Source organism: Williamsia limnetica (assembly GCF_003217475.1).
Taxonomy (GTDB): domain Bacteria; phylum Actinomycetota; class Actinomycetes; order Mycobacteriales; family Mycobacteriaceae; genus Williamsia; species Williamsia limnetica.
In genome coordinates this window covers 75,245-90,534 of record NZ_QJSP01000014.1, presented here as the reverse complement: position 1 = coordinate 90,534, position 15,290 = coordinate 75,245, and the positions used below count along the sequence as shown (strand labels likewise).

Here is a 15,290-nt window from a genome sequence, read left to right as displayed (position 1 = left end):
TGAGGTCATCCTTAGGTCCGACGGTCAATCAGGCTGGCAGGTCGGGCACCAATAGACCTTGCGGGCCACCATCTCGGCCATGAGCACAGTCGTCCCGCAGATGCGGCACGGCTCGCCGGCGCGCCGATACACATACGTTCGTGGGCGTCCCGGACCGTAGGCAGGAGCGCCGTGATCGTCCGCGGCGCGTATGACGTGGATCTTTCCCCGCCGGACCCCCACCGCCATCAGATCCACCAGATCGGCCCACACGCCGTCCCACTCGCCGCGGTCGATACTGGCTCCCGGACGGTACGGATTGATGTTGGCGCGAAACAACACTTCGGCCCGATAGACATTCCCGACGCCGGCCAACACCTTCTGATCCATCACCAGCGCGCCGATTGCCTTGCGTGACTTGCTGATCGCCCCCCAGGCGACATCAGGTTCGGCGTCTTTGCGCAACGGGTCCGGGCCCAGCCTGGAGGTCAGTGCAGCCAGGTCTTCCGGCGTGTAGAGCTCACAGGCCGTCGGCCCCCGCAGATCGGTGCCGTAGTCGTCGGATTCGATGCGCATCCGCACCTGGCCCACCGGCGCGGGTAGCGGGGCCTTGCCATCGGAGAACGACCCGTACAGACCGAGGTGCACATGCACCATGTCGCCACTGCGGTAGCGATGGATCAGGTGCTTACCCCACGCCTCGGCACCTGCGAACTGCTGACCGTCGAGACGGTCGGCAGCGGCGGCGAATCGACCCTGCGGACTCGACACCGACACTTCGTGGCCGGCGAGGCGACGCTGGTGAAGACGGGCCAGCCGGTGGAGCGTATGTCCTTCGGGCACGGTGTCGTCGGGAGGTCGGTCGCCGAGCGATCGGTCGCCGGGAGGTCAGTTACCGGGCAGAGCCGGCGGCGTCCCGGTGCGCTCGAATTCGGACAAGATGTCGATCCGACGTTGGTGGCGCGCCTCTTCCGACCACGCGGTCGACACGAACGCATCGACGATGGCCAGTGCTTCGTCCTTGCTGTGCATGCGTCCGCCGATACCGATGAGCTGGGCGTTGTTGTGCTGGCGCGCGAGTTGCGCGGTCTCCACGCTCCAGGCAAGGGCGCAGCGGGCACCCGGGACCTTGTTCGCTGCGATCTGCTCACCGTTGCCACTACCGCCGAGCACGATGCCGAGACTTCCCTCATCCGCGACGGTCCGCCGCGCGGCCTCGACGCAGAACGCCGGGTAGTCGTCGAGGGCGTCGTATTCATGCGCCCCGCAATCGATCACCTCGTGTCCCGCGGAGGTCAGATGTTCGGCGATCTGCCCCTTCAGCTCGAATCCGGCATGGTCTCCACCCAAATACACGCGCATGCCGCCCAGTCTGTCAGAGGCAACGGGCTCAGGAAAAGCCGCCCATCACCGGGGACCGCTCCGCAGCACTAGATTGATGCACGTGAATCCACAGCACCCTCCGGCGTTCGGCCAACCGGTCACCAACTGGCTCTCACCCGCGCCATACGCGGGACAGCCTCGGCGTCATCCGTGGGAGATCCCGATGCTGGTGTTGGTGATCGTGGTGGGCGTCGGCGGATATCTCCTGGGCGTGGTGATGGTGTCGCTGGGCTATCTCAACACCTGGTTCATCCTGCTCCTGGTCGCTCCGTTGCTGATCTACCTCATCCGCGGTCTGACCTATGCGATGCCGCGGGTGAACGGCGTGAGGATGAGCCCCACGCAGTTCCCCGAAGGGCACCAGATGGTGGTCGAGGCCGCGAGACGGTTCGGTCTCGAACACGTTCCCGACGCCTACGTGGTCTTGGGAAACGGCACCATCAACGCCTACGCATCGGGTCACGGCTTCCGCCGATTCGTCGTGGTGTATTCGGACCTGTTCGAGATCGGCGGCCAGGCCCGCAGTCCCGAGGCCCTGCGGTTCATCATCGGGCACGAGGTCGGTCACATCGCGGCAGGCCACGTATCGTACTGGCGTCAACTCGGCTCGTTCGTCGGCATGAACATCCCTGTTCTCGGCCAAGCCCTGTCCCGCTCGATGGAGTACACGGCAGACAACCACGGCTACTACCACCAGCCCTCGGGATCGCCCGGCGCGATCGGCGTCCTCGCCGCAGGCAAGTACATGCTCACCTCGGTCAGTTTCGACGAGTTCGCCGATCGCGCCACCCACGAGAAGGGTTTCTTCACGTGGGTGACCAACCTGCAGGCGAGCCACCCTGTGCTCACGTGGCGCGCCGCCGCGCTTCGTGACCGATCGGCCGCAGGCCGGATGTTCTTCCGTCCCAAGCACATCGTGCGTGGCATCGGCAGCGGGCACGTACAGGGGCTCGTACCCATCGGGATGGGTACGACACCTATGGCCGGCTACCCCCCGGGCTATCCATCACCAGCGCAACAGCAGCCATCACCAGCGCAACAGCAGCCACCACCGCCGGTCGATCTGCGCAAGCAGACGGACGCCGGAACCGACGACCCGTCGGAGCGAGGTCAGTCGAACTGAGGGCCCTCGTTGCGGCTGCGCTTGAGTTCGAAGAAGTGCGGGTAGCTCGCCAAAGCGACCGACCCGTCCCAGACGCGGCCCGCGTCCTCACCACGCGGTATCCGAGAGAGCACAGGGCCGAAGAAGGCCACGTCATTGATGTGGATCGTCGGGGTCCCCACGTCGTCACCGACCTTGTCCATCCCGGCGTGGTGACTCTTGCGGATCGCATCATCGAACGTCGTCTCGTCGGCCGCTTTCGCCCATTCCGCAGGCAGTCCGAGTTCTGCCAGGGCGGCGGGGATGACCTCGTCGAAGTCCTGGACACCGTTGTTGTGGATCAGGGTGCCAAAGGCCGTGTACAGCGGCGACAGGATCTCGTCGCCCCGTTCGGCCTGAGCTTTGGCGATCACCCGAACCGGACGCCACGCGTGCTTGAGACCCTCGCGGTACTCCTCCGGGATGTCCTTGCCTTCATTCAGGACGGCCAGGCTCATGATGTGGAAGTTCGTCTCGATGGTTCGGACCTTCTCCACCTCGAGAATCCAGCGAGAGGTGATCCAGCACCACGGGCAGAGCGGATCGAACCAGAAATCGACGCGATCGATCGAGTCAGTCATGCGCAGAACACTCCTTGCTCAGGGTCGACGCCAGCGCCGACCGATGTGACCATCCTCCAAGACAAACAACCGCCGGTCTCCAGCATTCCCGGACCCATGCACGCGCGCCACCCACGGCCAAGGCCATACGGTAGTGGTCCACACCCAATGCAAATCTCTGCGAAGGCGAGGCAACCCACGTGGCGGCACCAAACTTGACCCGTGATCTCGCGGGCCAGCGCTCAGCGAACATCTCGGTCTCGAATTACGCGATCGATCTGGATCTCACCGATGGCGAGGGACGACCGGGCGAGAAGACGTTTCGGTCGGCGGTCACAATCACCTTCAGCGCCACCGCGGGATCGTCATCGTTCGTCGACCTCATCGCCGAAACGGTGCACACCGCGACACTCAACGGTGCACCGCTGGACATCGCCGGCTACTCCGAGGAGGACGGGCTGGCCCTGTCGGGTCTGGCCGCCGACAACACGCTGGAGGTCGTCGCCGATTGTGTGTACTCGCATACCGGCGAGGGGCTGCACCGTTTCGTCGACCCGACGGACGATGCGGTCTACCTGTATTCACAATTCGAGACTGCCGACGCCAAGCGAATGTTCGCGTGCTTCGACCAGCCCGACATGAAGGCCACGTTCGACATCACCGTCACCGCGCCCGCCGACTGGAAGGTGATCTCCAACGGCGCCGGTACCGAGACGTCCCCCGGCACACATACATTCGCGACGACACCCCTGCTCAGCACGTATCTGATCGCTCTCATCGCCGGTCCGTACACACAGTGGACCGATGCCTACACCGATGAGCACGGCACCATCGACCTCGGCATCTTCTGCCGATCGTCTCTGGCCGAGTTCATGGACTCCGACCGCCTGTTCACCGAGACCAAACAGGGTTTTGAGTTCTACCACAAGAACTTCGGCATCCCGTACGCATTCGGCAAGTACGACCAGTTGTTCGTCCCAGAGTTCAACGCGGGCGCGATGGAGAACGCCGGTGCGGTCACCTTCCTGGAGGACTACGTATTCCGGTCCAAGGTGACGAAGTACCTCTACGAGAGGCGCGCCGAGACCGTACTCCACGAGATGGCCCACATGTGGTTCGGCGACCTGGTGACGATGCGGTGGTGGGACGACTTGTGGCTCAACGAATCTTTTGCCACCTTCGCTTCGGTGCTCTGTCAATCCGAGGCCACCGAATACAAGAATGCCTGGACCACGTTCGCCAACGTCGAGAAGTCCTGGGCCTACCGCCAGGACCAGCTGCCGTCCACACATCCGGTGGCCGCGGACATCCCCGATATCGCTGCGGTCGAGGTGAACTTCGACGGGATCACCTACGCCAAGGGCGCATCCGTGCTCAAGCAGCTCGTCGCCTATGTGGGTCTCGACCACTTCCTGGCCGGTTTGCGGGACTACTTCCAGACACACAAGTTCGGTAACGCCACCTTCAGCGACCTGCTCGGAGCGCTCGAGAAATCGTCGGGTCGGGATCTGTCGGACTGGGGCTCACAGTGGCTCAAGACCACCGGGATCAACGTCATCCGGCCGGACTTCGATCTCGACGACTCAGGTGTGATCACCCGGTTCGACATCCTCCAGGACGGCGCGGCGCCAGGGGCCGGCGAAACCCGCACCCACCGCCTCGCCGTCGGCGTCTACGACGACGTGGACGGAAAGCTGGTGCGCACGAAACGCGTCGAACTCGACGTCGCCGGAGATCGCACCTCTGTCGACGAATTGATCGGCATCGATCGCGGGCAACTCATCCTGCTCAACGACGATGATCTGACCTATTGCTCCGTGCGTTTGGATCCCGAATCGCTGGCCACGGTGACAAGCCGTATCGGCGACATCAGCGAATCGATGCCGAGGACCCTGGCGTGGTCGGCTGCGTGGGAGATGACTCGGCAGGCCGAGATGCGGGCTCGCGATTTCGCGGCCCTGGTGGCTCACGGCATCGGATCGGAATCGGAGATCGGCGTGGTGCAACGGGTGCTCCTGCAGGCCCAGACCGCGATCGACGCCTATGCCGACCCCCAGTGGGCCACTACAACCGGGTGGCCTGAGTTCAGTACCCGACTCCTCGAGTTGGCGCGAGCCGCCGAGGCCGGCTCCGATCACCAGCTGGCCTTCGTCAATTCGCTGCTGTCCGGGGTGCTGGGACCGCAGCAGACCGAGGTGGTCGCGGCGTTGCTCGACGGTGACCCCGCCGACCAGGGTCTGCCGGGCCTCACTGTCGATACAGACCTGCGCTGGTCGATCATCAATGCTCTGGCCACCGCAGGCGCCATCGATCCCGATCCCACGGGCACGCCGGTGATCGACGCCGAGTTGGAGCGGGACAACACCTCGGCGGGCAGCCGTCAGGCAGCCAAGGCCAGGGCCGCCCGGCCGCTGGCCGAGGCAAAGGCAGATGCCTGGTCGCGAGCGGTGGAAGATGACTCCCTGTCCAACACGCTGGGCCGGTCGATCATCGCCGGATTCTCACGTCCCGGGCAGGGCGAACTCCTCGCGCCGTACACCGCGAAGTACTTCGAGGCGGTGCCTCAGGTGTGGGCTCGACGTTCCAGCGAGGTGGCGCAGACAGTCGTGGTCGGTCTCTACCCGAATTGGGCAGCAGACGAACAGGGACTGGCGCTCGCAGACGAACTCCTCGCGGGCGATCACCCCTCCGCACTGCGACGGCTGATCTCCGAAGGCCGCGACACCGTGGCCAGGTCGCTGCGTGCGCGCGAGTTCGACAAGAGCTGACCGGACGAAATAAGAGGCGGGGCGACCGAATTGGTCGCCCCGCCTCTTTGTCGAGTTCGGCGAATCAGCGGATGGTCGCCGCCGCGGCCATGACGCGGATCGCGGAGATGATGCCATCGACGAGGTCGCCGGACCGGATACCGGCGATCGCGGCGGTGACGCCGAGCTGCGCCACCCGATCGTTGAGGCGGGCAGCCACCGCTTTCCCGGAGACGACGACCACATCTTTCGTGTTGGGTGCGATCGCGATCAGCACCGCGTGTTCGGGCTCAGGTGCGCTCGGCAGGATCGCCGAGGCTCCGGCGAAGGCGTCTGCGCCGAGATCACCGATGAAGACCGAGAACCGGATGCCGGTCTCGTCGGTCGCGTCGGCGAGTGCCTCATCCAGCGCGACCAACTCATCAGTGTGAAACGGTGGGGTGGATGGAACGTCACCCGGGAAGCGCGCGGCAGAAACCCGCCCACTCGGGGTGATCACCGCGCCCATCGGGAGTAGATCCGGATCGACGTTGGACTTGATCAGGTCACCACTTGCCACTTGCCGAGCCTCCGATCAGATCGTCGTGGCCGTGCCCGTGGTAACCGGGGGCCACCGGGTTCGCCTCTGTGGCGCTGAGCAGCAGTGGGCCGTGCTCCCACTTCTGGTCGATCTTGTAGAACTGCACCTTGGGGTACTTGACCCCGCTGGTGATGACCAGTGCCCCGATCACCATGACCACCGAGATGATGGTGATGATGATGACCGGCATGCCGATCGCCACTATCAGGCCTTCCATCGCATCCGCCCTTCAAACTGCTCAGTTGGTCGAGCTCCGCTTGCTTCGTCTCCGCTCGACTTCTTGCCTCAAAACTTAGCCGACGACCCTCGCGTAAGCTCCGCCAGGTCACCCGTGTCTCTGGTCGGGCCCCGTCCCGCCGGGACCTACGCTGCTCCGACGTCCAGGTAGCGCATCCACGCCGGATCGAAGTCCTTGACGGTCGCCAACAGCCGCCAGTGCCTGCCCTTCGGTGCGGTCAACGGCACCTTCAGCGTCCACCCGAGTTCGCCGAGCAGCTTGTCGGCCTTCTTGTGATTGCACGAGGCGCAGCAGGCGACACAGTTGTCCCAGGTGTGGGTGCCGCCACGACTGCGCGGGACCACATGGTCGATCGTGTCGGCCTTGCCGCCGCAGTACCCACATCTCGTCCTGTCGCGCTGCATCAACGCAGCCCTTGTCATCGGGATGACCGCGCGATACGGGACGCGGACGTAATTGCGTAGTCGGATCACAGACGGTATGGGGAGCGCGAGGTCTGCCGAATGAATGAGGGGGCCGGCGCCGTCCTCGTGGATGACGTCGGCCCGCTCACGAAGGACCAGGACTATCGCGCGACGTATCGAGATGGCTGCGAGCGGCTCATAGGTGGCGTTCAGGAGCAGAACCCGATGTTTCCCCCACCTGGAGCCTGCGCCTGTGGGCGGGGCCATGACCGCATCGGCGGCGCCGGCGCGGGGATCGAGGGTGGACACGCTGGCGTCGCCCCGTGTTCTGACGCGCGCGTCCGCACGGGCAGCGACGCCTTCCTGCCCCGCGCGTGCCTTCTCGCGCTGCGTTTTCGTCCGCGACATCTAACCTCCCGGCCAAACAACCGACCTCGGTGGGAACGATTCAGTTCAACACGGAAATGCGATTAATGCACGGCAATATGGAGCCTCGACGAAGGTCGTTTTGGTGAACACTGTGTGTCAGCCCCGATCGACCTCGACGGGCCGGCACTCATGTGTCCGATCGGAGGTGATGGAACAATGCAGGGGTGAGTACTTCTCCGCAGACGTTCTACGACGCAGTGGGCGGCGAACAGACTTTTCACGATCTGACCGCCCGCTTCTATGAGGAGGTCGCTCAGGACGAGATCCTGCGGCCGCTCTACCCCGAGGAAGATCTCGGCCCTGCCGAACGCAGGATGCGTATGTTCCTCGAGCAGTACTGGGGTGGGCCTCGCACCTACTCCGATGAGCGAGGCCACCCCCGGCTGCGGATGCGACACAACCCTTTCCGGATCGGGCAGCTCGAAAAGGCGGCGTGGCTCCGCTGCATGCACATCGCCATCGCGTCCATCGATTCGCGGCGCCTCGACGACGAGCACCGGCAGGCGCTCACCGACTACATGGAGATGGCTGCCGAATCCATGGTGAACGCACCTATGTGAGACGCACGACGCATGCGGCACAGTGATCGCGACCGCCGCTGGTGCGTGAGGCAAGATGAGTGGTGTGAGTGACACGCAGAACAACGATCTCCCCGCGTCAGAAACTGATGCGGCACAGCACGTTCAGCCTGCAATGACGGCCGAATACCCGCTGTGGTGGCAAAACGCGATCTTCTACCAGATCTACCCACGGTCGTTCTCAGACCACAACGGTGACGGCGTCGGCGACATACCGGGCGTGATCGACAAACTCGGCTACCTCGAGCTGCTCGGGATCGACGCCCTGTGGTTGAGCCCCGTGATGAAGTCCCCGATGGCCGACCACGGGTACGACGTGGCCGATCCTCGCGACATCGATCCACTGTTCGGGGGCCTGGAGTCGCTCGACACCCTCGTCGCCGAAGCGCACAGCCGCGGCATCAAGGTCACCATGGACCTGGTGCCCAACCATACGAGCGATCAGCACGCGTGGTTTCTCGAGGCACTCGGAGCAGAACCTGGGAGCCCGGCCCGCGAACGCTACATCTTCCGGGACGGCAAGGGACCCGTCGGAGATGAGCCACCGAATAATTGGCCCAGCGTGTTCGGAGGTCCCGCGTGGACGCGCGTCACCGAACCCGACGGCACACCCGGACAGTGGTATCTGCACATTTTCGCCCCCGAGCAGCCCGACCTGAACTGGGACAACCCGGAGGTCTTCGCCGACCTCGAGAAGACGTTGCGATTCTGGCTCGACCGCGGTGTGGACGGGTTCCGCATCGACGTCGCGCACGGAATGGCCAAGCCAGAAGGCCTGCCCGACATGGACCACGAAGCGGTCGGTCTGCTCAGCAACGATGACGATGATCCCCGCTTCAACAACGACGGGGTCCACGACATCCATCGGCGGATCCGCGCGGTGCTCGACGACTACCCCGACGCGATGACCGTCGGCGAGATCTGGGTGAAGGACAACGTCCGTTTCGCCGAGTACGTACGTCCGGACGAGCTCCACCTGGGGTTCAACTTCAGACTGGCCAAGGTGCAGTTCGACTCGGAGGAGATCCGAGGGGCGATCGAGCATTCGCTCGAGGCGGTCGCCTCGGTGTCGGGCACCCCGACCTGGACATTGTCCAATCACGACGTCGAGCGTGAGGTCACCCGCTACGCCGAACAGGACTCCCCTACTGCGGGTACCGACCGGGCTCGGGCCATGATTCTCGTCGAACTGGCTCTGCCTGGGGCGGCGTTCATCTACAACGGCGCAGAACTGGGTCTGCCGAACGCAGAACTGCCCGACGAGGTGCTCCAGGATCCGGTGTGGGAGCGCTCCGGTCACACCGAACGTGGCCGCGACGGCTGCCGTGTACCGCTCCCCTGGGAAGGGGCCTCGCCGCCGTTCGCGTTCTCGACCAATCCGGACACCTGGTTGCCGATTCCGTCGGAATGGTCCGGGCTCACCGCCGAAGCCCAACTCGAGGACATCGATTCCACGCTGTCGCTGTATCGGCAGGCCATCGAGCTGCGGAAGAACCGTCCGGAGTTCGCGGGCGAGGGCATCGAGTGGTACGGCGCACCCGAGGGCTGCCTGGCATTTCGGCGCTCGATGGGCAAGCTGGTCTGCGCGCTCAACGCCAGTCCGACTCCCATCGGACTGCCGCCCGGTGATCTGCTGCTGAGCAGCAAGCCGCTCGTCGATGGCAAGCTCGCGCCGAACTCCGCAGCCTGGTTGATCTGAGCGCCCCGCCTCAGTTGACCGACAACGACAGCGACATCGTCCGGCGCTGGTAGACAGACCCGAACCGGGCGTCGAGGCGGATCCAGACTGCCGTGTTACGAACCCGGACCATCTCGCCCGAGTCGATCAAGTCGATCGACGACGCCTCGGTGACGTCACGGTTGTCGGACTGCCGGACGAAACCCATCGCTGTCAGGGCGAAGATCGACCGCATCGATACCCCGACAACCTCGTCGGATGAGTCGGCGGAAACATCGAGCACCCGCTGGTCCAGCAATGAGGTCGGCGGACCGTGGCCACTGCCCTGCGTTCGGGCGACCTCGGCACCACTGCGCGCGAGCTGGACCAAGACGCGGGCGGGAACGTCATCGAGGTGCGAGAAGCCGGCGACCGGTGGCAGCGCGCCGTGCCACGCGCTGTCGAGGGCGAACCCGGTGTCCACCGTGGCCGTACCTGGATCGGACGCCGCCTCCTGCAGCGCAGACCGGAGTTCGGTCGCACCACACACCACGTCATCACCGGAGATGGACCCTGCCACGACCCGGCTCGCCAGCACGTCGAAGCCGGTGTTGACCCACACCCCGAGTAGTCCGTCAGGCCGCGCCCGGATCCGGAGCACAGCCATGTCGTCACCTCGCAACGCGCGAGCGGCAAACGTGGCGAGGTCGACGCGATCGCGCGCCGCCAGCGTGAGCTGCGCCATCAGCGGATGATGCTTCGCAGTTGACGGGCCGCCACCGACAAGGTGGCCAGGTCCAGTTCGCCCGACCCGGCGATCTCCGACAGGGTTCCCCGGACGCGAGACAGCCGCGAGGCGTTGCCGAGTTCCCAGTCGGCGATCTTCTCGTCCGCCGATTCCTCGGGTTCTCCGGAGTCGAGGATCAACAGGCACAACGCGCGCAACGCGCCGTGCAGGTCATCACGCAACGCCAACCGTGCCAGGGAATGCCACCGGTCCTTGCGGTCGAGGTCGGAGACCGCGTTGAGAAGTTGTTCGACCCCGAGGTGATCCAACAGCGCGAAGTAGAGCTCGCCCACCTCGGCCGGGTCCCGGTCGGCGATCTCGGCCGCATCGATGATGTCGAGGAGACAGAACCGGTGCAGACTGACCGCGACCGCCTGCGCGGTCTTCTCCGGCACCCCGGCATCGATGAGGTCGCTCGCACGCTCGCCGACCCCACCTTCGGAGATGCCGCGCAACCAATTCGGCAGTTGCGGTGACAGTTCGGCCACCAGATCCCCGTACCGGGTCACCTCGGCCGCCATGGCCAACGGCTGGGGCCGTCCGGCGATCATCCAGCGCGAGGCCCGGAAGAGCAGCCGGCGGGTGTAGACGATCATCGCGTTGGTCGTCGGGATCTCGCAGGGCGCCGCGGCGATGTCGCGCCAGAGCCCGTGCAAGCCGAAGATGTCGGTGACGGCCTGATAGGACCGCACGACGTCGACGGGGTCTGATCCGCTGCCTTCGCACAGCCGGAACACGTGGGTGATGCCTGCGTTGTCGACGAGATCGTTGACCACCGCGGTCGTTATGATCTCGCGGCGCAGTGGATGTGCGGCGATCCCGTCCGCGAAGCGCTCCTGCAGCGGTGCGGGAAAGTAATCGATCAGCCGCGGTGAGAAGACGTCGTTGTCGGGCAGATCGCCCGTCAGCATGTCCGCCTTCAGACCGAGCTTCACATGCGCCATCACCGTCGCCAGCTCCGGTGATGTCAACCCATGCCGGCCCGTGGTGTTTGCGCGCTTGACCAGTTCAGCAGGCCGGGGCAGTGCTTCGAGCCGGAGATCCACGCCGCGGGCTGCCAGGTCCTTGAGCAGCCGCGTGTAGACCCCTGCAGTTCCCGCTGCGCCCGCCCGGCTGGTGCCCAGTTCCGCGTTCTGCGAGACGTTGTCGGCGAGGACGAGATCCCCCACCTCGGTGGTCATCGATTCGAGCAGCGGGTTGCGCTGCTCGGGTGCGAGATTGCCTGCGGACACCTGGGAGTCGAGAAGAATCTTGATGTTGACCTCATGGTCAGAGCAGTCGACACCGGCCGAGTTGTCCATGGCATCGGTGTTGATGCGACCACCGCTGAGATCGAACTCGATGCGTCCGAGCTCGGTCACCCCCAGGTTGCCGCCCTCACCGATCACCCTGGTGCGCAGTTCGTTTCCGTCGACGCGGATGGCGTCGTTGGCCTTGTCCCCGACGTCCTCGTGAGACTGACTACTGGCCTTGACGTAGGTGCCGATACCGCCGTTCCACAGAAGATCGACCGGCGCCAGCAGGATCGCCCGGATGAGCTCCGGCGGTGACAGGTGACCGGTGTCGCCGGACAGGCCCAGCGCGGAGGCCACCTGAGGGCTCACCGGGATGGACTTCTGATCGCGAGGCCATACTCCGCCACCGGTGCTGATCAGATCGGTGTTGTAGTCGGCCCACGACGAACGCGGTAGATCGTAGAGTCGCTGCCGTTCGGTGAACGACGTGGCAGCGTCAGGATCGGGATCGATGAAGACGTGCCGGTGGTCGAATGCTGCGACCAACCGGATGTGTTTCGAGAGCAGCATGCCGTTGCCGAAGACATCGCCGCTCATGTCCCCGACGCCTACGACGGTGAAGTCCTCGGTCTGCGTGTCGGTGCCCATCTCACGGAAGTGGCGTTTGACCGCCTCCCACGCGCCTCGCGCAGTGATACCCATGGCTTTGTGGTCGTAGCCCGCCGATCCGCCCGACGCGAACGCATCACCGAGCCAGAAGTTGTATTGACCTGCAACTTCATTGGCAATGTCGGAGAACGTGGCGGTGCCCTTGTCCGCGGCCACCACGAGGTACGGGTCGTCGTCGTCGCGGCGAACCACCTCTGCGGGACCGACAGTCTCACCGGATTTCTGATCGATGTTGTCGGTCAGGTCCAGCAGTCCGGCGATGAACCGGCGATAGCACTCGACGCCTTCCGCGCGGAACGCGTCGCGGTCTGTGGCGACGTCTCCGGTGGGGATCGGAGGTCGCCTCACCACGAAACCGCCTTTGGACCCGACCGGCACGATGACGGCGTTCTTGACGGCCTGTGCCTTGACCAGACCGAGGATCTCGGTCCGGAAGTCTTCTTGCCGATCCGACCAGCGCAGCCCACCCCGGGCAACCGTCCCGAAGCGCAGATGGACGCCCTCGACCCGCGGCGAGTACACGTAGATCTCGAACAGCGGCCGCGGTTGCGGGGTCTGCGGGATGTCGCGTGGCCTGAACTTGAAACTCAGCACCTTGTGCGGGAGTCCCTGATTGTCGGTCCCGTAGTAGTTGGTGCGCACCGTCGCCGAGAGCGCCGAGACGTAGGCACTGACGATTTTGTCGACGTCCATGCTGATGATCGCCCCGATCGCCGCCGACAACTCGTCGAGCACCTCAGAGCGCCGCTTGTCGTCCGCGCACTGCGGATCGAACGACGCGCGGAACAGCTCGACCAGGGCCTTGGTGACGGAGACGTTGGTCCCCAGCACCGCGGCCACGTGGGTCACGCTGTAGGACGAACCGCATTGGCGCAGATATCTCGCATACGCCCTGAGCATCGCGGCCTCGCGCCAGGAGAGTCCACAGCGGAAGATCAGCTCGTTGAAATTGTCGACCTCGGCGTGGCCCCGCCACATCTGGGCGAATGCCTCGGTGAAACGACGCTCGACATCGGAGAGACTGTCGGGGTCGACGATCATCCCGCCCGCGAGTGTCAATCCGAACTCGTACACATAGCACTGCTCACCGTCCGGCCTGCGGATCTCGAACGGTCGCTCGTCGAGGACGTTCACTCCCAGACTGTGCAGGACCGGCAACACCTCGGTGAGCGTCGCAGGCCTGCCACAGAGATAGAACGAGAAGCGCCAGTCGGCCTGCCCGGACGGTCTGCCGTCGTCGCCGGGCCCGCGGTGCAGCCTGACGTGGAAATCGCCATCGGTCAGCGACTGCACGATCTGGATGTCCTCGAAGGCCTCCTGCGGGTCCCGGACATCCTTGTAGCTGTCCGGGAGGTTGGACGTGAAGAACGAGATCCCGTCGACGACGTCCGCACTCGGGTCTGTCGCCGCCACCTCCCGCAACCGTTCGTCCCAGCCCCGGGCCGCCTCGATGAGAATGTTCTGGATCTCGACCTGCCCGGCCGACCCGACCGCCAGGGATCCCAACCGGTCGCAGTCCGGTCTCTTCACCCTCATCATCACGTGCAGGAGCGCGAGCGCCGACTCACTGACACGGGCCGTGTATTCGAGCGCGTCGCCACCCAGTTCGTCGAGCAGCAGGTCCTGCAACGTCTCACGAAGTCTCGTCGTGTAACGATCCCGTGGTAGGTAGACGAGCGCCGATACGATCTCACCGGCCGGGTCCGGGCGCAGGAACACCCGGAGCTGACGGTTGGGGACTGCCTCGAGAACCTCGGTGAGCGTTCGCGCCATCTCGTCGGCATCCACCGAGAACAGCTCCGACCGCGGGAACGTCTGCAGCAACTCGAGCATCGCCATACCGGTGTACGAATCGGCCGGGACGTCGGCGGCAGCGAGAATCGCGGCCACCTTGGCATCGAGGACGGGAATTTCGAGGATGTTCTCGTGGAGCGCAGTGGGCGTGAACGTACCGACGAACACGTGCTCGCCCACGCGTCTGCCGGTCTCGTCGTAATCGGCGACGCCGATCAGACTCGGGAAGTTGGACCGCTGGATGCGGGTGGGCAGGTAAAGCGCGCGGACTGACACCGCATCCGACCCACCGGTGGCCCGGTGTGCGACGGCGCCGCTGCGCCAGACCCCCAGACCGGAATCCGGGTCCGGGGTGCCGGCATCGGCGGCGCCGGAGCAGTGGACGTAGCCGTACGGGGCGAAGTGGTGCTCGGCGAGCCACGACAACATGCGGCTGAAATCGTCTGCCGACGAGGCGTCAAGGCCGTCGGGCGGCGTCGTCGTGGTGGTGTAGGCGGCGAAGCGGCTCGCGAGGCCGGTGATCACCGACAACATCGCGGTACGGTCGCGGTGGACGTCCGCGATGCGCCGCACCACGATGTCGATCTCGCGGGAGATCTCGTCGACATCCACCGCGGAGACCGTCGGTGTCGCCTCGACGTAGATCCACGACTCGGCGGAGATCTGCCCGGGGCCCGACTGTTGCAGCCCGCCGACCTCGAGCAGGGCACCATCGGCACTACGCCGAACGTCCAAGATCGGGTGATCGATGCGCACCACGGTCAGTCCCGCCGCCTCCATCACGGCAACCACGGACTCGACGAGCAGCGGCATGTCGTCCGCGACCAGAACCATCGACAAGGTCCCGCGGTCGACGACGATATCGGTGGCCGCGTCGCCGTCGGTCCTGGTGGATGCGAGTGCGACATGGCGGACGAGCTGGGACCGTTGTGCGGTACCCAGCTCATCCCAGCCCATGTCGCCGCGCGCTGCGGGACTGTGAAAATACCCCCTGACCACTTGTGGCAGAAGGTCTTTCACAGGCGCCGACAGATTCTCGAGAGAAGAATCCGTCAGATCAGACTGTGTCGATCCGGTCATCGCCGTCACTCCCGCAGTTGATCGGTTGC

General features: G+C 65.1%; 12 protein-coding genes. 4 read left to right on the top strand and 8 right to left on the bottom strand.

Going from position 1 to position 15,290, the window contains the following annotated elements:
• Positions 1 to 24: 24 nt before the first annotated feature.
• Both DFR67_RS22020 and DFR67_RS22015 read right to left on the bottom strand, forming a co-directional pair.
• A complete protein-coding gene (locus DFR67_RS22020) occupies positions 25 to 822 on the bottom strand; it encodes an Fpg/Nei family DNA glycosylase (RefSeq protein WP_110471626.1) in 798 nt (265 codons plus the stop codon).
• Positions 823 to 867: 45 nt separating this feature from the next.
• Complete coding sequence (locus tag DFR67_RS22015; protein WP_110471625.1) at positions 868 to 1,341, bottom strand: ribose-5-phosphate isomerase; 474 nt, start codon at positions 1,339 to 1,341, stop codon at positions 868 to 870.
• Between the two features lie 76 nt (positions 1,342 to 1,417).
• Between DFR67_RS22015 and DFR67_RS22010 the strand changes: the two genes are divergently transcribed.
• A complete protein-coding gene (locus DFR67_RS22010; RefSeq protein WP_110471624.1) occupies positions 1,418 to 2,485 on the top strand; it encodes a M48 family metallopeptidase in 1,068 nt (355 codons plus the stop codon).
• Here DFR67_RS22010 and DFR67_RS22005 read toward each other — a convergent pair.
• Positions 2,473 to 3,084 (bottom strand): mycothiol-dependent nitroreductase Rv2466c family protein, encoded by a 612-nt coding sequence (locus DFR67_RS22005; protein ID WP_110471623.1) that lies wholly within the window; start codon positions 3,082 to 3,084, stop codon positions 2,473 to 2,475. The two genes, DFR67_RS22010 and DFR67_RS22005, sit on opposite strands and share 13 nt — an antisense overlap.
• Positions 3,085 to 3,263: 179 nt before the next feature.
• Here DFR67_RS22005 and pepN point away from each other — a divergent pair, with 179 nt between their 5' ends.
• Complete coding sequence (pepN, locus tag DFR67_RS22000) at positions 3,264 to 5,831, top strand: aminopeptidase N (protein WP_110471622.1); 2,568 nt, start codon at positions 3,264 to 3,266, stop codon at positions 5,829 to 5,831.
• 64 nt (positions 5,832 to 5,895) lie between these two features.
• Here the strand turns inward: pepN and DFR67_RS21995 are convergent, their stop codons facing one another.
• The 3 genes from DFR67_RS21995 to DFR67_RS21985 all read right to left on the bottom strand — a co-directional run bounded on the left by DFR67_RS21995 (position 5,896) and on the right by DFR67_RS21985 (position 7,440).
• Positions 5,896 to 6,369: a DUF5130 family protein gene (locus DFR67_RS21995; RefSeq protein WP_110471621.1), complete on the bottom strand. Its 474-nt coding sequence runs from the start codon at positions 6,367 to 6,369 to the stop codon at positions 5,896 to 5,898.
• Positions 6,356 to 6,607, bottom strand: a complete 252-nt coding sequence (gene ctaJ, locus DFR67_RS21990) for an aa3-type cytochrome oxidase subunit CtaJ (protein WP_110471620.1) — start codon at positions 6,605 to 6,607, stop codon at positions 6,356 to 6,358. The genes DFR67_RS21995 and ctaJ overlap by 14 nt, the downstream gene beginning before the upstream one ends.
• A gap of 146 nt (positions 6,608 to 6,753) precedes the next feature.
• Positions 6,754 to 7,440 (bottom strand): HNH endonuclease, encoded by a 687-nt coding sequence (locus tag DFR67_RS21985; RefSeq protein WP_211325133.1) that lies wholly within the window; start codon positions 7,438 to 7,440, stop codon positions 6,754 to 6,756.
• Positions 7,441 to 7,625: 185 nt separating this feature from the next.
• On the opposite strand from DFR67_RS21985, the gene DFR67_RS21980 reads away from it, so the two are divergent.
• Both DFR67_RS21980 and DFR67_RS21975 read left to right on the top strand, forming a co-directional pair.
• Positions 7,626 to 8,021, top strand: coding sequence for a globin (locus DFR67_RS21980; RefSeq protein ID WP_110471619.1), 396 nt, complete (start codon positions 7,626 to 7,628; stop codon positions 8,019 to 8,021).
• Positions 8,022 to 8,154: 133 nt separating this feature from the next.
• The gene (locus tag DFR67_RS21975) at positions 8,155 to 9,738 is read left to right on the top strand and encodes a glycoside hydrolase family 13 protein (protein WP_245938097.1); all 1,584 of its coding nucleotides are present in this window, start codon (positions 8,155 to 8,157) and stop codon (positions 9,736 to 9,738) included.
• Positions 9,739 to 9,748: 10 nt separating this feature from the next.
• Here the strand turns inward: DFR67_RS21975 and DFR67_RS21970 are convergent, their stop codons facing one another.
• Together DFR67_RS21970 and DFR67_RS21965 are read right to left on the bottom strand one after the other, a co-directional pair.
• Positions 9,749 to 10,441: a DUF8185 domain-containing protein gene (locus tag DFR67_RS21970; protein WP_211325132.1), complete on the bottom strand. Its 693-nt coding sequence runs from the start codon at positions 10,439 to 10,441 to the stop codon at positions 9,749 to 9,751.
• On the bottom strand, positions 10,441 to 15,261 hold the full coding sequence (locus tag DFR67_RS21965) for an NAD-glutamate dehydrogenase (protein ID WP_110471618.1): 4,821 nt from the start codon (positions 15,259 to 15,261) through the stop codon (positions 10,441 to 10,443). Before DFR67_RS21965 ends, DFR67_RS21970 begins: the two co-directional genes overlap by 1 nt.
• Positions 15,262 to 15,290 lie beyond the last annotated feature (29 nt).